General features: G+C 61.1%; 16 protein-coding genes. 1 reads left to right on the forward strand and 15 read right to left on the reverse strand.

Annotation, left to right across the window (positions count from 1 at the left end; genetic code table 11):
- Positions 1-224 precede the first annotated feature (224 nt).
- From ACQZ40_RS07470 to ACQZ40_RS07520, 11 genes are all read right to left on the reverse strand, one after another.
- Complete coding sequence (locus ACQZ40_RS07470; protein ID WP_080857916.1) at positions 225-1,352, reverse strand: Gfo/Idh/MocA family protein; 1,128 nt, start codon at positions 1,350-1,352, stop codon at positions 225-227.
- A 235-nt stretch (positions 1,353-1,587) separates the two neighbouring features.
- Positions 1,588-2,400, reverse strand: a complete 813-nt coding sequence (gene iolB, locus ACQZ40_RS07475; RefSeq protein ID WP_080857918.1) for a 5-deoxy-glucuronate isomerase — start codon at positions 2,398-2,400, stop codon at positions 1,588-1,590.
- A gap of 190 nt (positions 2,401-2,590) precedes the next feature.
- Positions 2,591-3,499, reverse strand: a complete 909-nt coding sequence (gene iolE, locus ACQZ40_RS07480; RefSeq protein ID WP_080857919.1) for a myo-inosose-2 dehydratase — start codon at positions 3,497-3,499, stop codon at positions 2,591-2,593.
- 1 nt (position 3,500) lies between these two features.
- Complete coding sequence (gene iolD / locus ACQZ40_RS07485; RefSeq protein ID WP_448747679.1) at positions 3,501-5,327, reverse strand: 3D-(3,5/4)-trihydroxycyclohexane-1,2-dione acylhydrolase (decyclizing); 1,827 nt, start codon at positions 5,325-5,327, stop codon at positions 3,501-3,503.
- Positions 5,324-7,240: a bifunctional 5-dehydro-2-deoxygluconokinase/5-dehydro-2-deoxyphosphogluconate aldolase gene (locus ACQZ40_RS07490; RefSeq protein WP_448747680.1), complete on the reverse strand. Its 1,917-nt coding sequence runs from the start codon at positions 7,238-7,240 to the stop codon at positions 5,324-5,326. The genes iolD and ACQZ40_RS07490 overlap by 4 nt, the downstream gene beginning before the upstream one ends.
- Positions 7,241-7,448: 208 nt before the next feature.
- The gene (locus tag ACQZ40_RS07495; protein WP_142845203.1) at positions 7,449-8,264 is read right to left on the reverse strand and encodes a MurR/RpiR family transcriptional regulator; all 816 of its coding nucleotides are present in this window, start codon (positions 8,262-8,264) and stop codon (positions 7,449-7,451) included.
- A gap of 273 nt (positions 8,265-8,537) precedes the next feature.
- Positions 8,538-9,254 carry an ABC transporter ATP-binding protein gene (locus ACQZ40_RS07500; protein WP_020809642.1) on the reverse strand — a complete coding sequence of 239 codons (717 nt, stop codon included), beginning with the start codon at positions 9,252-9,254 and terminating at the stop codon, positions 8,538-8,540.
- Complete coding sequence (locus tag ACQZ40_RS07505) at positions 9,235-9,999, reverse strand: ABC transporter ATP-binding protein (RefSeq protein WP_338808803.1); 765 nt, start codon at positions 9,997-9,999, stop codon at positions 9,235-9,237. The genes ACQZ40_RS07500 and ACQZ40_RS07505 overlap by 20 nt, the downstream gene beginning before the upstream one ends.
- The gene (locus ACQZ40_RS07510; RefSeq protein WP_448747681.1) at positions 9,996-11,003 is read right to left on the reverse strand and encodes a branched-chain amino acid ABC transporter permease; all 1,008 of its coding nucleotides are present in this window, start codon (positions 11,001-11,003) and stop codon (positions 9,996-9,998) included. Before ACQZ40_RS07510 ends, ACQZ40_RS07505 begins: the two co-directional genes overlap by 4 nt.
- A gap of 1 nt (position 11,004) precedes the next feature.
- Complete coding sequence (locus tag ACQZ40_RS07515) at positions 11,005-11,868, reverse strand: branched-chain amino acid ABC transporter permease (protein ID WP_065655352.1); 864 nt, start codon at positions 11,866-11,868, stop codon at positions 11,005-11,007.
- Between the two features lie 90 nt (positions 11,869-11,958).
- Positions 11,959-13,131 carry an ABC transporter substrate-binding protein gene (locus ACQZ40_RS07520; protein ID WP_448747682.1) on the reverse strand — a complete coding sequence of 391 codons (1,173 nt, stop codon included), beginning with the start codon at positions 13,129-13,131 and terminating at the stop codon, positions 11,959-11,961.
- A gap of 377 nt (positions 13,132-13,508) precedes the next feature.
- Here ACQZ40_RS07520 and ACQZ40_RS07525 point away from each other — a divergent pair, with 377 nt between their 5' ends.
- Positions 13,509-13,880, forward strand: coding sequence for a hypothetical protein (locus ACQZ40_RS07525; RefSeq protein ID WP_174040501.1), 372 nt, complete (start codon positions 13,509-13,511; stop codon positions 13,878-13,880).
- Between the two features lie 27 nt (positions 13,881-13,907).
- Here the strand turns inward: ACQZ40_RS07525 and ACQZ40_RS07530 are convergent, their stop codons facing one another.
- The 4 genes from ACQZ40_RS07530 to ACQZ40_RS07545 all read right to left on the reverse strand — a co-directional run bounded on the left by ACQZ40_RS07530 (position 13,908) and on the right by ACQZ40_RS07545 (position 19,036).
- Positions 13,908-15,641 carry a M14 family metallopeptidase gene (locus ACQZ40_RS07530; protein ID WP_448747683.1) on the reverse strand — a complete coding sequence of 578 codons (1,734 nt, stop codon included), beginning with the start codon at positions 15,639-15,641 and terminating at the stop codon, positions 13,908-13,910.
- Positions 15,642-15,646: 5 nt separating this feature from the next.
- A complete protein-coding gene (locus ACQZ40_RS07535; RefSeq protein WP_020811984.1) occupies positions 15,647-16,495 on the reverse strand; it encodes an ABC transporter permease in 849 nt (282 codons plus the stop codon).
- Positions 16,496-16,501: 6 nt separating this feature from the next.
- Positions 16,502-17,425, reverse strand: a complete 924-nt coding sequence (locus ACQZ40_RS07540) for an ABC transporter permease (RefSeq protein ID WP_448747684.1) — start codon at positions 17,423-17,425, stop codon at positions 16,502-16,504.
- Between the two features lie 75 nt (positions 17,426-17,500).
- The gene (locus ACQZ40_RS07545; protein WP_433822792.1) at positions 17,501-19,036 is read right to left on the reverse strand and encodes an ABC transporter substrate-binding protein; all 1,536 of its coding nucleotides are present in this window, start codon (positions 19,034-19,036) and stop codon (positions 17,501-17,503) included.
- Between the last annotated feature and the right edge of the window lies 1 nt (position 19,037).

Below are 19,037 nucleotides of genomic sequence, written 5' to 3' on the forward strand. Positions count from 1 at the left end.
AAACTAGCCATCGTCGCAACAATCCGGAAGCTCGTCACTATCCTCAACGCCATCGCAAGGACAGATCCAGCATTTGCTTGATCATCCACGGTTGCTTGATCCGGGTCCAGCATGATCAAGTCTTTGATCGCGAAATACTCCTCTCACGGCGCAGACGCGCCGTGGCTGGATACCGGCTCAAGGCCGGTATGACGGAGGAGACGTTTTCGCCCTTTGTGGGCGTTCTATTCCGCAATCTCCGCGCTTCCCACCCATCGCCCTTCGGCAAACGACCGGGCCATGGCATGAATGCTGCGCTCGATCTTCAGCCCTTCCTCGAAATCGATGATATGGGCCTTTTTCCCCTCGATTGCCGCGATCAGTTCCCGGCATTCGATCACCTTCAGATCGTTGAAGCCGAGGCCGTGGCCGGGGGCGGGGATGAAGCGGTCGTAGGGCTTGTGGTGCGGTGCGGTGAGAATTGTTCTGAAACCCTGCTCTTCCGGGCGTCCATCCGTGGTGTAGAGCTGGAACTCGTTCATCCGCTCCTGATCGAACAGGATCGAGCCGGTGGAACCATAAATCTGGATGGCGATGCGGCCCTTGCGGCCCCAGGCGGAACGGTTGGCAATGAGCACGGCGGAAATGCCGCCTTCGAGCTTCAGCAGCACGCTGGCGAGGTCATGTGTTTCGACGGCGCGTTCGCCACCGCCGGCAAGCGGCCGGGTTTCATAAGGCTTCACCATGTCGGTGATGGCGCTTTCGGCATGGCCGAAGAGGGCGAAGAGCAGGGACAGAGGGTGCACGGCAAAATCGTCCAGCGCGCCGTAACCGGAGGAAGATTCGCTCTTCCAGTAGAAGGGCTGGGTGGCATCCGCCATGAAGTCCTCGTCCATTTCGGCGCGGACGTGATAGACCCTGCCGATGGCGCCTTCGTCGATCAGACGGCGGATATGGCGGATGACGGGGTTCTGAATATAGTTGTAACCCATCGCTGCCGCCTTGCCGGAGCGGCGGGCCGCATCGCGCATCTTCACCGCGTCAGCAAAAGCGGGCGCCATCGGCTTTTCACACCAGACATGTTTGCCGGCCTCAAGGGCGGCAATGGCCATTTCCGGGTGGAAGGCGTTGGGCGTGGTGACCGAGATCACGTCGATCTCGGGGTCGGAAAGCAGGTCGCGCCAGTTGCCCGTCGAACGGGTAAAACCGAACTCGGCGGCTTTCTTCGCGGCAAGCTCGGGGTTAACTTCCGCGAGCGTCACGAGGCGGGGGCGTTCCACATCGCCGAAGACGCTGGTGACGTTGTTCCACGCCAGCGCGTGGCATTTGCCCATGTAACCGGTGCCGATAAGGCCCACGCCAAGAGCGGCCATGCTATTCTCCTCCCGAAATTATTTGAATTAATTCAATTGTTTGGATGCGTTGGTTCAGCTCCAACGCAGAGTCGAGACGTACCTCCGCAGACCCCTCATTCCTGTGCTTGTCACAGGAATCCAACCGACGCGCGTCGCGCGACGGAAAGACTCTTTTCAGCCCAAGGACTTGGGCTGGCTGGATCCCTGTGACAAGCACAGGGATGAGGAGGCGGCGGTGTTTGCCTGAAATGCCTTACGGATTATCCCGCTTGAAAATCCAGTCGTGATCCGGGTGGTTCTTGAAGCGCCATTTGCGCATCGGCCCCGCCATCACGTTCAGATAATACATCTCATAACCATAGGGCGCGCCGCAGGGGTGGTGGCCTTTGGGCACCAGCACGACATCGCCGTCCGACACCGCCATGGTCTCATCCAGCGAACCGTCTTCGGTGAAGACGCGCTGGAAGCCGAAACCCTGCGCCGGGTTGAGGCGATGATAATAGGTCTCCTCCAGATAGGTCATATCGGGATAGTTATCCTCATCATGCCGGTGCGGCGGATAGGATGACCAGTTGCCCGACGGCGTGAAGACCTCCGTTACCAGCAGGCTGTCGGCCACATCGCGCTCTTCCATGGCGATGGGGAAGATGTAACGCGTATTGGCGCCCTTGCCACGCTCGGTGAGCTGCACGCCATTGGGGCCGATCTGCTGCGCCTCGCGGCTGCCTTTTTCGCCGGGTGCGGTGCAGACGCCGATGGTGCAATCCGTTGTGGCGGTCAGCGACCATTCGGAGCCGGCCGGAACATAAACGCAATGCGGCGGCTTGCGCTCGAACACATTCATGCGGTCGCCGAGTTCACCGAAGTCCTTACCGCCTGCGGAAATCGTCGCCTTGCCTTCCACCAGCACGAGGATGACTTCCGTATCGCCGGTGTTTTCCGCCGCCGTCTCGCCCGGCTTCAGGCGGTAGAGGCCGAAACCGACATAACCCCAATCCGCGCTTTGGGGCGTGATATCGTGCACCTTGCCGCTGGTCGCGACCGGCTTGCGCAGAAGTGAGGTCATGGTGGTTTTCCTTTTTGGTCAGTCGTTCGTCGGTTCTTGCCGTCTCGTCACCCCGGCCTTGAGCCGGGGTCCAGCCGACGCGCGTCTGCGCGGCGGGGACAACTCTTTTCAGCCCAAGGACTTGGGCTGGCTGGATATCGGCTCAAGGCCGGTATGACGGGCGGGGTATGCCGCCCGTTATCGGTTCAGCTCAAGCAGCCTGAGCCTTGTCCAGCCCTGCCTCGCGCGCAAAAGCCTTCAGCGATTTCAGCCCGAGGCTCTGATATTCGAACGGGTTGCGCACGTCGGGGTCCTGCTCGGCCTCGATCACCAGCCAGCCGCTGTAACCATGCTCGGCCGCCACCTTCAGCACCGGCGGAAAGTTCACGCCGCCTTCGCTGTCGCCGGGAACGGTGAACACGCCGCGGCGCACGCCTTCGAGGAAGGAGAGCCGCTCACCCCGAACCTGATCGGCAATGGCAGGGCGCACATTCTTGGCATGGATATGGCCGACACGACCCATGTATTTCTGCGCAACGCGCACAGGATCGCCGCCGCCGAACAGGCAATGGCCGGTATCGAGCAGGAGATGCGTCTTCGGGCCGGTGTGCTTCATCAGGAGATCGATTTCCTCTTCGCTCTCGACCACCGTTCCCATGTGGTGGTGATAAACGAGGGTGATACCCTGTTCTGCGGCAAAGGCGGCCAGGGCCTCGACGCCCGCGCCGAATTTCGCCCAGTCCCCGGCCGCAAGGCGCGGACGGTCGACCAGCGCCTTGTTGTCATCGCCATGGATGGCGTTGGAGGTCTCGCAGACGATGATGACCTTCGAGCCCATGGCTTTCAGCAGGTCAAGCGCCGGCTGCATCGCCTTCTTTTCGGATTCGATGTCGTCGGTCAGAAGGTTCAGCGAATGCCAGCCGGAGACGAAGGAGAGGCCGCGCGGCGAAAGCACGCCCTTCAGGCCTTCCGCCTCAGTCGGGAACTTGTGGCCCTTCTCGATGCCGTCAAAACCGATCTTGGCGGTTTCATCGAGGCATTGTTCGAGGCTGATATGCGCGCCCAGCGTGCGGTCGTCGTCGTTGGACCAGGCAATCGGGTTGGTTCCGTAACGGATCATCTTACTGTCTTTCCTTGACATGGTTTTCATAACGGACGCGGGCCGGGCCGATTTCGGCGCGGTCGGAAACTTCAGGCACCGCGACATCCCACCAGTGACCGCCGGCCTGCGGCGTCGGGTAAGGGTCGGTATCGATAACGATGACGGTGGTGCGGCTGGAGGCACGGGCTGCCGCAAGCGCCTCTTCCAGCTCGGTAATGGTGGAAACCTTGCGCGCATCCGCCCCCATCGAGCCTGCATGGGCCACGAAATCGATGGCGATCGGGTTGACGTTGGTGTGGGCGTAGAGATTGTTGAACTCCGCGCCGCCGGTTTCCATCTGCAGCCGGTTGATGCAGCCGTAACCGCGATTGTCGGTGATGACGAGCGTGATCTTCACGCCCATGGCAACCGAGGTCGCAAGCTCGGAATTCATCATCATGTAGGAACCGTCGCCGACCATGACGATCACGTCGCGGTCCGGTTCCGCCATCTTGATGCCGAGGCCGCCGGCCACTTCATAACCCATGCAGGAGAAGCCGTATTCCATGTGATAGGAGAGCGGCAGCTTGGATTTCCACAGCTGGTGAAGCTCGCCCGGCATGGTGCCGGCCGCGCACATGACGACGGTATTGTCGCGCGACTGGCGCTGCACCGCGCCGATGACCTGCATGTCGGTGGGCAGGCTGTTGGCGTTGTCTTCGCCCGGCGCTGCCGTATCGGCATCGGCCTTTTTAAACCATGCAGCCTTGAGACCGGCATCCGGCGCGGCAAAACGGTGGCTGCCGAGTGCTGCGGAGAGTTTCTCAAGCCCGATCTTCGCATCCGCCGTCAGGCTGATCGCATCGTGCTTGGCGCTGTCATAGGGCTGAACGTTAAGCGCCAGGATTTTGCGGTTCGGGTTCTTGAACAGCGCCCAGGAGCCGGTGGTGAAATCCTGAAAACGGGTGCCGACACCGAAGACAAGATCGGCCTTTTCGCTGATGATATTGGCGCTCTCCGCTCCGGTCACGCCAACGGGGCCGAAATTCAGATCATGGTCCCAGGCGAGGGCCGATTTACCGGCCTGCGTTTCGACGACGGGAATGGAATGGGTTTCGGCAAAGCGCTTCAGCGTTTCGGTTGCGCCGGCAAAATGCACGCCGCCGCCAGCAACGATGATCGGGTTCTTCGCCGCCTTGAGCGCAGCGACGGCCTCTTCGAATTCCACCACATCCGGCTCGGGGCGGCGCTGGCGCCAGACACGCTTTTCGAAGAAGCTGACAGGGTAATCATAGGCCTCCGCCTGCACATCCTGGCAGAAGGCGAGCGTGACGGGGCCGCAATCGGCAGGGTCCGTCATGGTGCGCATGGCGCGGGGAAGGGCTGTCAGCAATTGTTCCGGCCGCATGATGCGGTCGAAATAACGGCTGACGGGGCGGAAGCAGTCATTCACCGTCATCGTGCCATCGCCGAAATCTTCGAGCTGCTGCAAGACCGGATCGGGCCCACGATTGGCGAAGACGTCGCCGGGGATCAACAGCACGGGAAGGCGGTTGACATGGGCAAGGGCGGCGGCCGTCACCATGTTTGCCGCACCCGGGCCGATGGAGGAGGTGACCGCCATGGCGCGGCGGCGGCGCAGCTGCTTCGAATAGGCGATGGCCGCATGGGCCATGGATTGCTCGTTCTGGCCGCGATAGGTCGGCAGTTCGTCGCGGATACCATAAAGCGCCTCGCCGATGCCGGCGACATTGCCATGGCCGAAAATGGCCCACATGCCGGCGATGTAGGTTTCGCCATGTTCATTCATCTGCGCTGCCAGGTAACGAACCATGGCCTGCGCAGCCGTCAATCTGATTGTCTTCACGCTGCCTCTCCCTTTTTGGCGCGCGCCTCATCCCAAATGCGGCACAGGCTGGTATAGCGCTGCGCCATATCCCTGACCGCTTCCTCATCGGTCATCTTGCCACCGAGCCAGCTGCGGGCGGCATCCGCGAAAATCGTGCGGCCAACGGCGAAACCTTTGACCAGATCGAAACCGGCGGCAAGGCGGAAGCTCTCCTCTAGTTCGCTTTGCGGCGCGTCGAGACCGAGAACGACGATGCCCCGCACGTAAGGATCGTTGCGGTGCACGGCGTCGCAGGCGTTTTTCCACGCAGCACGGGTCTTCATCGGCTCCAGCTTCCACCAGTCGGGATAGACCCCGATCTCGTAAAAGCGCTCGATGATGCGGGCGGCGGTCAAATCGTCGGTCGGGCCGACCTTGGAGGGAATGACCTCCAGCAGCATTTCCAGCCGGTTGCGGCGTGTCGCCTGGAACAGGCGCATGACCGTCTCTTCCTGCGCGGCGCGCATCTCATCCGTATCGTCGGGATGATAGAAACACAGAACCTTGACGACATTTTCAAGCGGCCATTCAGAAAGACCGCCGAAATCCTTGCCGAGATCGGGTTCCAGCGTCAGCGGGCGCGAGCCCGGCCACTCCACGGGACGGCCGATCCAGAGGCCCGAGCCGCTGGCGGCAAACAGGGCGTCACGTCCGAGACGGCCATCGCAGAGAATGCCGTAACCCGGCCTGTCGCCGGCAACATGCTGTGCGGCCTGAAGGCAGAGTTTCTTGAAAGCGCCGATCTGCTCGTGCTTGACGCCAAGCTCGTCGGCGATGGCTTCCAGCTGCATGCGGTGATCGAAGGCGAAGACGCGCATCGTGTCCCAGTCGCCCTTGCGGTTGGTCGACCAATGCACCTGCTCCAGCGCCTCGTCCTTGCGAAGCGCCTTGTTGCGAATGCCTGCCTTGAAGAAATATTGCAGCTCTTCCCAGCTTGGATAGGCGGGCGTGCAGCCATGGCGGGAGACGGCGAAGGCGCCGCAGGCATTGGCATATTTCAGCGTCGTCGGCCAGTCTTCGCCGCGCAGCCAGCCGCGGAACAGCCCAGCCATGAAGCCATCGCCGGCCCCTAGAACATTGAAGACCTCGATCGGGAAACCCTCGCCAGTCTCGCCATCGTCGAGGCTGGCAGGAATGTCGCCGGCGAAAACCGAAGCACCCATCGGGCCGCGCTTGCATACCAGCGTCGCATTCGAGACCTTGCGCACGGCGTTCAGCGCGGTCAGCGTATCGGTGGAGCCGCCGGCAATGTGGAATTCCTCTTCCGTGCCGACGATCAGGTCGAAGAGATGCAGGGTGGATTGCAGCTTGGCGGTGACCTTCTGCGATTCGACGAAACGGCTCTCGCCATCGCCGTGGCCGGCCACACCCCAGAGATTGGGGCGGTAATCGATATCGAGCGCGGTCTTTGCGCCATTTTCGCGGGCGAGTTTCAGCGCCTTCAGCACGGCCGCTTCCGTCTTCGGATGCGACAGATGCGTGCCGGTGGCGCAGACGCAGCCTGCCTCGGCAATGAAGGCGGGATCGATATCGTCTTCGCTGAGCGCCATGTCGGCGCAGTTTTCGCGATAGAAGATCAGCGGGAACTGGTTCTGGTCGCGAATGCCGAGCAGCACCAGCGCGGTCAGCCGCTCCGGGTCCGTCTTCACACCGCGCACATCGACGCCTTCGCGCACCAGCTGTTCGCGGATAAAGCGGCCCATATGCTCATCGCCGACACGGGTGATGACGGCGCTGTTGAGCCCGAGGCGTGCAGCGCCGGCTGCGATATTGGTGGGAGAGCCGCCGATATATTTGGCAAAGGAGGCCATGTCCTCCAGACGGCCGCCGACCTGCGAACCGTACAGATCGACAGACGAGCGCCCGATCGTGATGAGATCAAGTTTTTTCAAAAGGTTCCTCCTTAGCACCGCACCTCGGTACGGTCTGCCTCACATGTCTGGAGCGGCATTCAGGCGACGATCGCCCGCATCTTTCGCCATCCCGCTCCGATGAGCCTCCTCCGCTCATTTTCGTTCGTCACGAGACGGACGATTATGGAATGCCCGTTTCATGGATTTGGATCATAAATTCTATTTTTTCCGTTTTCAATAAAAATATTCAGGCTGTTTTGCGCGTTCCCACAGCCACGGCCAGCGTAATGGCCAGACAGAGCGTGGCGGAAAGCGAGCGGAACGCGCCGAAATCGATCTCGGTGACGGTCAGCAGCGTCGCGCCGGATTTGCGCAGCGGATTGACGGCGGAATCGGAGAGCGCCACGACCGGAATACCGTTGGCGCGGGCGTTTTCCGCCAGCTCCAGCGTTTCTGCGGAATAGGGGGAAAAGGTGATCGCGATCAGCGCGTCGTCACGGGAAATGGCGCTGATATTGCCGAGCCCGCCGACCGCACTGTGCAGAACCGCCGGCACCTTCATCTTCTCGAAGGCGTAAGCGAGATAGCTGGCAATGGGGAAGGACCGCCGCAGACCGATGATATGCACGGTGCGCGCCTTCGCCAGCGCCGAAACCGCCTCGTCAAGCTGGCGGGTATCGACCGATTTCAGCAGCATTTCCAGCGAGGAACGGCCGGCCTCCACGAATTCGGCAAGCAGGCTGGAAGCGCTTTCATCGCCCTTCTCCCGCAGATGGTCGAGTCGCGTGGCATAATCCGGCCAGCCGCCGACGTAGGAATCACGGAACAGCCGCTGCATTTCCGAAAAGCCGGAAAAACCCATGATCTGGCAAAAACGCATGAAGGCCGAGGGCTGCACGCCGGCCCCTTCCGCCATTTCGGCGACGGTGGAAACGGCGATGCGATCCTGATTGGAAGCGACATAATCGGCGCATTGCCGCAATCGTTTCGGCAAACCCTCCGCGACCTGGAGCAGCCGCTCCTCAAAAGCCTTTACGGATTCTGGCGCCTCGATTGCCGTCATTGTCGTTCCTTTGTGCAGACTGAAATCGTGTGCACTTTAACTGCAGTGGAATTTTTATTCCATTGGGTTTTTTGAGGAAGAGCAAATGAGACGGCGGGCGCTTTGTGTGATCGGTCACCCTCCGTCATTCCGGCCTTGAGCCGGAATCCAGCCGGCGCGCGTCTGCGCGGCGCGAAGTGTCTTTTCACCCCAAGGACTTGGGGTGGCTGGATACCGGCTCAAGGCCGGTATGACGAGATTATATATGTGAACGCGCAACGGCGATGCGTTGGCTCAATGCAGCCCGCCAACCCCAAGATGCGTATCGATAATATCCGGGTTCTCCGCAAGGTCGCTCGACGGCCCTTCCCAGACGATGCGGCCGCGTTCCATGATGATGGCGTGGTCGGCGAAGTCGATGGCCATCTGGATGCGCTGTTCGACGAGGAGGATGGTCATTTCGCCCGATTGCGCCAGTTTGGAGAAGGCGGCCATCAGCTCCTCGCAGATGACGGGGGCGAGGCCTTCGAGCGGCTCGTCGAGAAGCAGCACGCGCGGTTGGCCGAGAATCGTGCGGGCGGTGGAGAGCATCTGCTGTTCGCCGCCCGAAAGTTGCGAGCCGAGATTGCGGCGGCGCTCTTTCAGGCGCGGAAACAGCGTGTAGGCTTCCTCGATGGCCGATTTCGGCCGGGTCTTGAGACCGACGAAGAGATTTTCCTCGACGGTGAGGGTGGGAAACACATCCCGCGTCTGCGGCACGTAGCCGAGGCCGGCTTTGGCGCGGGCGGCGCTCGGAAGGGCGGCGATGTCCTGCCCGCCGATGCGGATATCGCCGGCGAAGCGTTTCGTCTGGCCGGCCAGCGTGGCGAAGAGGCTGGTCTTGCCGACGCCGTTGCGGCCGAGAACCGCGAAACGCGAGCCCGACGGCACGGAAAGCGACAGGCCCTCGATGACGCGGGTAGGGCCATAACCGGCGGTGAGGTTGACGATTTCAAGCGGCGCTGCGGGCATCGGCGTAACTTCCCAGATAGGCTTGGCGGACTTCCGCATTGCTGGTGACGTCTTCAGGTGAACCGTCGAAGATGACGGCGCCTGCGGCGAGTACCACCACACGTTTGGCGAAACGGAAGACCAGATCCATGTCGTGCTCGATCATCAGGATCGCGAGATCGGCCGGCAGCCGGTCGAGCGCCTGTTCGATGCGCGCGGTTTCCGTGGAAGGCACGCCGGCGGCCGGTTCGTCGAGCAGCAGGATTTTAGGGCGAAGCGCCATGGCAAGCGCGATCTCGATCAGCCGCTGCTGGCCATAGGCGATTTCACGCACCCTTGTTTCGGCAAGCCCAAGAAGGCCGAGCGTGCCGAGAATGTCGCGGGCTTCGCTCATCACCGCAGGCATGGCGCGGTAACGGCCGAAAATTCGGCCCGTCCTGCCTTCGCGCTGGAGAATGGCGAGCGCCACATGTTCCTCCGGCGTCATGTCCTGAAACAGCCGCGTGACCTGGAAGGAGCGCACAAGGCCGCGCTTCACCCGCTGGCTGGCGCTGAGGCCGGTCACGTCCTCGCCGGCGATGCGCACCGTGCCGGCCGAGGGCTTGATATTGCCGGTGACGAGATTGACGAAGGTGGTCTTGCCGGCGCCATTGGGGCCGATCAGCACCGTGCGGTCCCCCGGCGAAAGCGACAGCGAGACATTGTTGGTGACGACGAGGCCGCCGAAATTTTTCTTGAGGCCGGAGACTTCGAAAATGGCGCTCATTTGCGACCTCCACGGATGCGCGCAATGATCTGCTCACCCGCGCCATAAAGCCCGCGCGGCGCAAAAAGCACGACGGCAATCAGCAGCAGGCCGACAATGGTGAGCCAGTGGAACGGATTGGCGGCGGAAACGACATCCTCGAACCACATGAAGGTGACGGCGCCGATCAGCGCGCCGTAAAGCGAACCCGCGCCGCCGAGCACCAGCATGACCAGCGCTTCGGCCGAAAGCGTGAAGCTGAGGCTATCGAGACCGACGACCTGGGTGGAGATGGCGTTGAGCGCACCGCCAATGCCGGCGACGACGCCCGATATGACGAACATCTTCAAAATCGTGCCGTTGACGGCGCCGCCCATGGCCTGAATGCGGATGCTGTCCTGCTTGACGCCGCGGCACAACATGCCGAAGGGCGAATTGACCACGACCCTGAGGCCGAGGAAGACGACGAGCAGCAGACAGACGCCGTAAATATAGGCGGTGCGGCCGAAAAGGTCGAATTCGAAGGTGCCGAACAGGGCGTCCGGGGAAACGCCGGCAAGACCGTCGCTGCCGCCCGTCCAGCCCGATGCCTTGTTGGCCGCCTCATGAAACAGGTGGATGACGGCGATGGAAAGAACGAGCTGCGGCAGGCCGTGGGCGCGCAAGAGAACCGTGCCGGAGACCAGCCCGGCAACGCCGCCCGCGCCTGCGCCGATCACGGTCATCAGCAGCGGATCGGTAATCTCGAAATGGGCGGCGGCGATGCCGGCGGCATAGGCGCCTGCGCCGAACAGCGCGGCGTGGCCGAGCGTGGCGACGCCGCAATAGCCGGTAACGAGATCGATCGACAGCACGAGAAGCGCGATGGCGATGATACGGGTCAGAAGCGCCAGATTATCCGGAAACAGGTAATAACCGGCAATGGCGGCGATAATGATGAGGAGCGGCCCCGCAAGCGCGCGCAGCGGCGAGCGCGCCTTCGGGATTTCTGCCGTTTCAGTCACGTCGTTCATGAGCACCGCCATCTCATTTCGCCCTTCCGAGAAGGCCGCGCGGGAACAGCGTGATGATCACGATGACCGCCAGGTAAAAGAAGAATTCGCCATATTCGGGCGCGAGATACCGCCCGGTCGTATCGATGGCGCCGAGCAGCAGGCAGGCGATCAGTGCGCCGGGAATGGAGCCCGCGCCACCGACCGAGACCACCACGAGGAAGGTCACCATATAACGCAGCGCATAATAGGGTTCGACCGGCAGCAATTCCGCGCCGATGACGCCGCCCATGGCGGCAAGGCCGACGGCGATGGCGAAACTGACGGCATAGATGACCTCGGTGCGAACGCCGAGTGCGGCCGCCATGGCGGCGTTATCGACAGCAGCGCGCAGCTTGATGCCGAAGGCGGTCTTTTCGAAGGTGAACCACAATGCACCGGCAACGGCCAGACCGCAGGCAATGGCGAAGATGCGGTGGGTGGCGATGGTGCGGAAGCCGAGATCGGTGGGGCCGGCCAGCTGCTGCGGCAGCGGAATGGTCTTCAGCGTCGGGCCGAAGACGAAATTGGCGATGCCGATGATGCAAAACGTGATGCCGATGGTCATCAGCACCTGTGTCAGCTCCGGCGCGCCATAGATGCGGCGATAGAGAAAACGCTCAAGCGGAATGGCGATGACGATGGTGCCGACAATGGCGACGAGGATCGCCAGGGCATAACCGAGGCCGAGGCCATGGGCGGCATAGGAGGCGAGATAACCGCCGATCATGGCGAAGGCGCCATGCGCCAGATTGACCACCCGCATCAGCCCCATCGTCACCGAAAGGCCGATGGAGATGATGAACAGGACCATGCCATAGGCGAGCGCATCGACAAGGATGCTGAAGACCGTCTGCATGCTGAAAAATTCCTCCCGGTGCTGCAATGCCCATCCGGGCCCGAGACGGGCCGCTATTGGCGGCCCGACAACGTCTTTTAAAAGCTGCCGTTACTTCGCGGCGGCGAGGCCCGGATCGCCCTGTTTTTCGAAGGTCTGGACTTCCTTGTTGTAATAATTGCCGTCATCGCCCTTGGCCACTTCGCGCAGATAGATGTTCTGCGTGATGTGGCGGCTTTCCGGATCGATGCTGACAGGGCCGCGCGGGCTTGTCCAGGAAAGACCCTTCACCGCGTTCACCGCCTTTTCCGCATCCTGTTTGCCGCCGGTAGCCTCGATCATCTTGCTGATGACATACATACCGTCAAAAGCGCCGACGGAAGGGAAGGAGAGCTCCTTCGGATTGCCGATCGCCTTGGCGGCCGCTTCCACGAAGGTCTTGTTCTCAGGGGAATCATGCGAGACGGCGTAATGGAAGGTCGTCTGCATGCCGAGCGCGGCTTCCCCGAGCGCCGGCAGGTCGGATTCCTGCGTCAGATCGCCCGGCGCGAAGAGCTTGACGCCTGCGGATTTCAGGCCGTTATCGTTGAAGGCCTTGACGAAGCCGAGCGTGGTCGGGCCTGACGGCAGGAAAGCGAAGACGCCTTGCGCGCCGGAATCCTTCACGCGCTGCATGATCGGGCTGAAATCATTGGTGGAAAGCGGCATGCGGATGCTTTCGACAACCTCGCCGCCGGCGGCGTTGAAGGCCGCCTTGAAGGCGTTTTCGGCATCGACGCCCGGGCCATAATCGCTGACCAGCGAGATGACCTTCTTCACGCCGCCATCAAAGGCCACCTTGGCGATGGGGGTGGAGGTCTGCCAGGTGGTGAACGAGGTGCGCACCACATAGGGGCTCTTGGTCACGATGGCCGAAGTGGCGGCATTCATGATGACCATCGGCACATTGCCCTGCTTCAGCAAAGGCGTGACGGCCATGGCGTCGGGGGTGAAATAGAAGCCGGCGAGATATTGTACGCCTTCCTTCACCACCAGTTCCTGCGCCAGCGCCTTGGATTGCGCCGGATCGGCCTGCGGCACATCGCGATAGACGACCTCTACCGTATCGTCGCCGACCTTGTTGCCGTGCAACGCGAACCAGGCATCGATGCCGGCCTTGAAGTTCTTGCCCTGCAGCGCGAAGGGGCCGGAGAACGGACCGACCACGCCCACCTTGATTGTATCGGCATAAGCGGCAGTACTGAAGCAGATGGCCGCGATGGCGGCGGTGATCCGTAATTTCATGATTTCCTCCCAATTGATCCGTGGCTCCCATCCACCGATCCAGACTGCCAGATTGATGAGTGCGGTGGCCAAAGTAAAATGAAATAAGGGGGGTGATAAATAACCTGACGGTTATCAATACCCGTCTCGCCGGGTTTGTCTCATGTAAGATCGCACAATAGTGATCATCCCGTGATTCTCAATGTATAGCGCCGCCGCAGCCATCACGACCGGTGTTTTCGCGGCACGTGGTATCGAAATGCTTCGTCATGAAAACCAGCTTTTGTGACATGTTTCGAAAATGACGGTCATACCCGCGCAAGCCTCGTGCCTTAACCAGTTCTAAGGGGATTGTTTGTAGCCTCGCGAAGCATATTGTGAACTTTATTTGGTGTCTGATGGGCGAATATCAAAATAGAGTTGTTGAGTTGATGCGAGATCGCCTTGGCGAAAGTATACTCAACAATAAGATCGAGCGCCGCGAAGCATTTCTTCGCAAGGCGCTGGCGCTGTATCACGTCATGGGCGGAGACGCGCAAGGCATGCACGCTGCGGTGGAGGATGTGATCAACCTGCAAAAGCCGAGTGTCGATGTCGCTATTGGCGACGTGATGCATGAACTGGCAGCAATCGGTCACGTCGCCGATCTCGATATTATTCAGGCCGGGTACAACAAGCTTGATGCCGCTAATCTGCATATTCTAAGCAAGGGCAAGAGGCTTTTGCAGAAGCAGCGGGACCAAAAACTCGCGAGCACGGCGGGAAAATAGGCCGCCCACCGAGGGCGGCCCGCAATATCAGGCCACTTCCCCGACGAGAATCTCCTGCCAGGCATCATAGGCGGAGAGAACCGTTTCCATCTGTGCGGTGTGGCCGGTGATGAAGTCGTTGCCGTAGATCGTCTCGTCGGGGTATTCGGTGATCAGCGTCATCGGCACGGTGTGGCGGTCGTCGACGGAAGACAGGCACGGGAAGCCGTTGATGATGCGGAAACCGGTTTCGCCGGCGTGGATTTCATAAAGAGCGATCTGTCGGTTGTTGTAGTCGAGCAGGCCGGGAATGGCGCCGAGATGGCGGGTCACCCGGTCGAGCAGGGCTTCGGCCTGCCTTTCCCAGTCCGCATGGTGGCGGATCATGAGGAAGAACCCTTTCGGCAGCGTCCACATGGCGAAATTGCGCGGTACATAGCCGGAAAGCGGCCGGGTCCATTCATGGGATGGATAACCGTGCAGGTTCACATGCAGGCTGGCGCCGCTCATTTCCTGCGCCTTGAAACGGATTGCCTTCTCGTTGAGATGGACACCCGAATTCTCCCGCGTGCGATATTCGAGATCGTCGCCGAGCGCCGTGTAACGCGCCGCGTGATGCATGTGGCGCGGATTGTCGGCTCTCAGCCGTTGATGCAGGGCGTAACCGTCCGGATTTTCCAGCGGCGAAATGGTGAAATGTGCGCCCCTGCGCTCGGCAAGTTTACGGGCAGCGCGGATCGCGCCGACGATGCCTGTGGTCTCGTTGGGATGCTGGCCGCCGCTGATCATCACCGCGGCATCGCTGCCGGTGACATAACGGGCGGCAAGAATACGGCCGGAACGGGAGCGGGCCTCGAAGGCCTCGCCGCCGATTTCTTCAAGCAGCTTCGCGAGCTGGCCTGCCGCGACCGGTTCGCTGGCCGTATCGATCGGCTGCTCACGGCCATCGAGAAAGGCGGTGGTGAGCGTGCGGGCTTCGATGCGGACGGAGACTTCACCTTGGCTTTTGACAATTTCCGGCACGATCTGGCCGGGCTTCAGGCCCCGGTCACCCAGCGGCCGGCCGGATTTCTTCTGGAAGAATTCTAGCAGCGAGAAATAGAAATCCTCATGCAGGGCTTCGCGCAGGCTGACGACCTCATCGCCGAGGGCAAGTGGCAAATCTTCGGCCGGATGCGCAACGCGGATGTTCAGTTCCTCGAAATAGGGCTCTTCATCGCCCCAGCCATGGTTGGCGACGGCATGGATCGCCGCTTCGAAAAGCCGTTCGTAATCCGTCTCCAGCCGCTCACCCACAGCATCGCCGGCAAGCCGGAACCAGCCCGTGGGTGAAACATTGGTTTCGCCGACGATATCCGTGTGCACCCGGTTTGGCGCCGGAATCTTCAGGGTTTCCTTCTTGCCGTTGCGGCTCAGGGTAACATCATAATGGAAGGCGTCGTCTTTTCGGGCGACGAAGTCGATCTTCGCATCGCCCACCAGCGCGGCCAGCGGATAGGCTTCCAGCCGGAAACGATTGGCGGGGGCGTTTGCGTGTACGGGGTAACGCACCTCGATGGTGTCGACGCCATCCAGATTGATCTCTTCCATAAAGGTGAAGAGAAGCGGTTTGTAGGCGCTGCGGATGCGGGCGCTGACGCCTTTTTTCTTCAGCCGGTTTTCGGCTTCGCGGCGGCTTTTGGCATCATCGAAGCTCCATGCCTCGAAGGACTGGCCGGGTTCGGCATTGGCGAGAAGCGCATCCAGCGTGCGTTCGAAAGTCTGGTCGAAAATCTGGCTCATCGCTGTTACCTCGAGGTTCTGCCGGTGGGGTCGAGGCTATCGCGCAGCCAGTCGCCGAGAAGGTTGAGGCCAAGCACCGTCAGAAGGATGGCAAGACCCGGGAAGACGCTGACCCACCATGCGGTCTGCAGATAGGTACGCCCATCCGCCAGCATGCCGCCCCAGCTCGGAATCGTCGGATCGACGCCGAGACCGAGGAAGGTGAGGCTGCTTTCAAGCAGGATGTTGTTGGCGACATTGAGCGTCATCAGCACGATGACCGGGCCGATAAGGTTCGGCAGCAGGTGCTGAAGAATGATGCGCCAGTCTTTCACGCCGATGGCGCGGGCGGAAAGGATGAATTCCCGCTCCCGCAGCGTCAGCACCGAGCCGCGCACGAGGCGGGCATATTGCACCCATTGCGAGACGATCAGGAGGATGATGGTGTTGGTGAGGCTGCCGCCGACAATGGCGATGAAGGTGATGGCGAGCAGAATGAAGGGCATGGCGAGCTGGATATCGGCAAAGCGCATGACCAGCATATCCCAGAAGCCGCGATAATAACCCGCCACCAGTCCGACCGCGACGCCGAAGATGACCGCGCCGATAACCGAGGTGAAACCGACAAGCAGCGAAATCTTGCCGCCGGCGACGACACGGGCGAGCACGTCACGACCCAGCGGATCGGTGCCGAGCGGATGGGCGGCATTGGCGAAGGGCTTGGCAAGGCGCGCCATCAGGTCGATCTTGTCAGCCCCGCCCGGAAACAGCACGTCGGAAAAGACGACGGCAAGGCAGATGACTGTCGTGAGGAACGCGCCGAGGACGAATTCTAGATTGGTGAAGCGCGCGAGACGCGAGGTTTTGGCAGCCATCGTCACTTACTCCGTGCGGATGCGCGGATCGACAAGCCCATAGGCGATATCGACCAGAAGGTTGATGCCGACGATCATCAGCGACAGCACGGTGATGACGGCCTGAAGCACGGAATAATCGCGCGCGCCGACCGCATCGAAAGCCAGCGTGCCGAGGCCCGGCCAGTTGAAGACGCGTTCGATGACGACGATGCCGCCGAGCAGCCCACCAAATTGCAGGCCGAAATAGGTGATGAGCGGAATGGCGCAGTTGCGCAGCGCGTGTTTGTAGAGAACCTTGTTTTCGCTGAGGCCCTTGGCGCGCGCTACCATGATATATTGCGAGCGCAGCGTATCGAGCATTGCGGTGCGCACCAGGCGCACATTGGTGGCGGTGAGGATGACGCCCATCGTCACGGCGGGCATGATGTAGCTGGCAAAGCCACCCATGCCGCTTGGCGGCAGCCAGCCGAGCGTGATGGAGAACAACAGCACCAGCATGGTTGCCAGCCAGAAATTAGGGAAGGACAGGCCGACGAGCGAAAAGATGCGGATCACCTGATCGGCCGTCTTGCCGCGCGAGGTCGCCGCCTTGATGCCGAGCGGAATGGAAAGGGCAATCGACACCGCCATAGAGATGAAGGCGAGAAGCAGCGTTGCGGGCAGGGCATCGGCAATGAGGCGCGAGACCGGCGTGCTGCCGGTGAAGCTGCGGCCGAAATCGAGCGTCACGAGGCCCTTCAGGAAGCTGAAATATTGCACGAAGAACGGCCGGTCGGTGCCGAGCGCCGCACGGATGCGCGCCAGATCATCTTCCGTCATGCTGCCGCCGCCCTGGAACATGGTGACGGCGGGGTCACCCGTCAGGCGGATGGCGAAAGAAACGAGAAGGGTGATGGCTATGACGACAAAAATCGCCTGCAGCAATCGCTTGATGAGGAAACCGGCCACGTTTTTTACCTTGAAGAGAAGTTCTGCCTTGCCCGCGCGTGGCGGGCAAGGCGACTTATGAGAGGATTAACCAGCTTATTCGACGGTGACGTCGGTCAGCTTCAGGCGGTTGTCCGGCGGTGCGACGAAACCCTTGACCCGCTTGTTGATGCCGTAAATGGCATTGGTGTTGTAAAGCGGAATTTCCAGCGCGCGTTCGGCGGTATAGCTGCCGATTTCCTTGAGGATCTTTTCGCGCGCGGCACGGTCGGTCAGCGGACGCTGGGATTCCAGCAGCTTGTCCAGCTTCTCGTCCTTGTCATAGGGGTTCCACTTTTCACCCGAGTGATACATGGAATAGGCCGTGTTGTCGTAATCGAAGGTCCAGCCGCCCCATTTCTGCTGGAACATCGCGCCGGTCTTGCCCTGCGGTATGATGTCGTTCAGCAGCACGTTGGTTTCATAGGGCTTGATGGTGGCGGTGATGCCGACCATGGAGAGGTAGCTGGAAATAACCTGCGCCACTTCGTTCATCGTCGCGTCATTACCGCGGATATCGATCTGCAACGCCGCACCCGGCTTGACACCGGCTTCCGCGAGCAGCTTCTTGGCTCCTTCCGGATCGTAGGGCAGCGGCTTCAGTTCCGGGTCGTAACCGAAGGACAGCGCGCTCTGGAAGCTCGCGATTTCCGATGCCTGACCGGCGAGGATCGACTTGACGATGGTGCCGCGGTCGACCGCCATGATGATGGCCTTGCGCACCTTCGGATCGGCGGTGATGCCATCACGAGTGTTGAAACGCAGCGCATCGACCGTCGGGCCGGGAACGCTGACGATCTCAAGCTTGGAATCGCCTTGGATAACCGGGATCATGCCAATCGGGATGGTGGGCGGAATGACGAGATCGACGCGGCCTGCCTGCAATTCGGCAACGGCGGTCGCCGGCTCGGCGATGAAGCGATATTCAAGCTCGGAAAGTTTTGGCGCGCCGCCCCAATAATCCGGGTTGGCTTCGAGCTTGATATTGGTCTTCGGCGCGTAGGAAACGAATTTGAATGCGCCGGTGCCGACGGGGTTGAGGTTGAAATTGTCCTCGCCCTTTTCCTGAATATATTTCGGCGGAACGATCATGCCGCCATAACCGGCAAGCTTGGTCAGCAGCACAGGATCCGGCGCCTTCAGCTTCATGTCGACGGTGTAATCGTCGATGACATCGACGCTTTCGATGGCGACGTAGTTGGAACGCTGCGGGCCCTTGGCACCCTGTTCGCCGAGAAGGCGCTCGAAGGTGAACTTGACGGCGGCGGCGTTGAAGGGCTCGCCATTGTGGAACTTGACGTTCTGGCGCAGCTTGAAACGGATGCGCTTGCCCTCATCCAGCTCTTCCCAGGATTCGGCGAGGCCGGGCACGACCTTCAGGTCCGGGCCGCGATAGGTGAGGCCATCGAAGATGTTGGTGGCGACGGCCGCCCATTGCACGAGGAAGGTGTCGATCGGATCCCAGCTGCCCGGATCCTGTGGGCTGGAAATGGTCATCTTGCCGGCGGCAAGAGCCGGTGCGGCGGTCAAGGCCGTTGCGGCCATGGCAAGCGCGACGAACGTTGTCGTCATCCCCTTCTTGATTATTGTCATC

It is taken from the genome of Agrobacterium sp. 16-172Ci (assembly GCF_053522725.1).

Excerpts from the sequence above, each read along its gene's own strand:
- ACQZ40_RS07470 (WP_080857916.1), bottom strand. The coding sequence starts at position 1,352 with ATGGCCGCTCTTGGCGTGGGCCTTATCGGCACCGGTTACATGGGCAAA.
- iolB (WP_080857918.1), bottom strand. The coding sequence starts at position 2,400 with ATGACCTCACTTCTGCGCAAGCCGGTCGCGACCAGCGGCAAGGTGCAC.
- iolE (WP_080857919.1), bottom strand. The coding sequence starts at position 3,499 with ATGATCCGTTACGGAACCAACCCGATTGCCTGGTCCAACGACGACGAC.
- ACQZ40_RS07495 (WP_142845203.1), bottom strand. The coding sequence starts at position 8,264 with ATGACGGCAATCGAGGCGCCAGAATCCGTAAAGGCTTTTGAGGAGCGG.
- ACQZ40_RS07500 (WP_020809642.1), bottom strand. The coding sequence starts at position 9,254 with ATGCCCGCAGCGCCGCTTGAAATCGTCAACCTCACCGCCGGTTATGGC.
- ACQZ40_RS07505 (WP_338808803.1), bottom strand. The coding sequence starts at position 9,999 with ATGAGCGCCATTTTCGAAGTCTCCGGCCTCAAGAAAAATTTCGGCGGC.
- ACQZ40_RS07510 (WP_448747681.1), bottom strand. The coding sequence starts at position 11,003 with ATGGCGGTGCTCATGAACGACGTGACTGAAACGGCAGAAATCCCGAAG.
- ACQZ40_RS07515 (WP_065655352.1), bottom strand. The coding sequence starts at position 11,868 with ATGCAGACGGTCTTCAGCATCCTTGTCGATGCGCTCGCCTATGGCATG.
- ACQZ40_RS07520 (WP_448747682.1), bottom strand. The coding sequence starts at position 13,131 with ATGAAATTACGGATCACCGCCGCCATCGCGGCCATCTGCTTCAGTACT.
- ACQZ40_RS07525 (WP_174040501.1), top strand. The coding sequence starts at position 13,509 with ATGGGCGAATATCAAAATAGAGTTGTTGAGTTGATGCGAGATCGCCTT.
- ACQZ40_RS07530 (WP_448747683.1), bottom strand. The coding sequence starts at position 15,641 with ATGAGCCAGATTTTCGACCAGACTTTCGAACGCACGCTGGATGCGCTT.
- ACQZ40_RS07535 (WP_020811984.1), bottom strand. The coding sequence starts at position 16,495 with ATGGCTGCCAAAACCTCGCGTCTCGCGCGCTTCACCAATCTAGAATTC.
- ACQZ40_RS07545 (WP_433822792.1), bottom strand. The coding sequence starts at position 19,036 with ATGACAATAATCAAGAAGGGGATGACGACAACGTTCGTCGCGCTTGCC.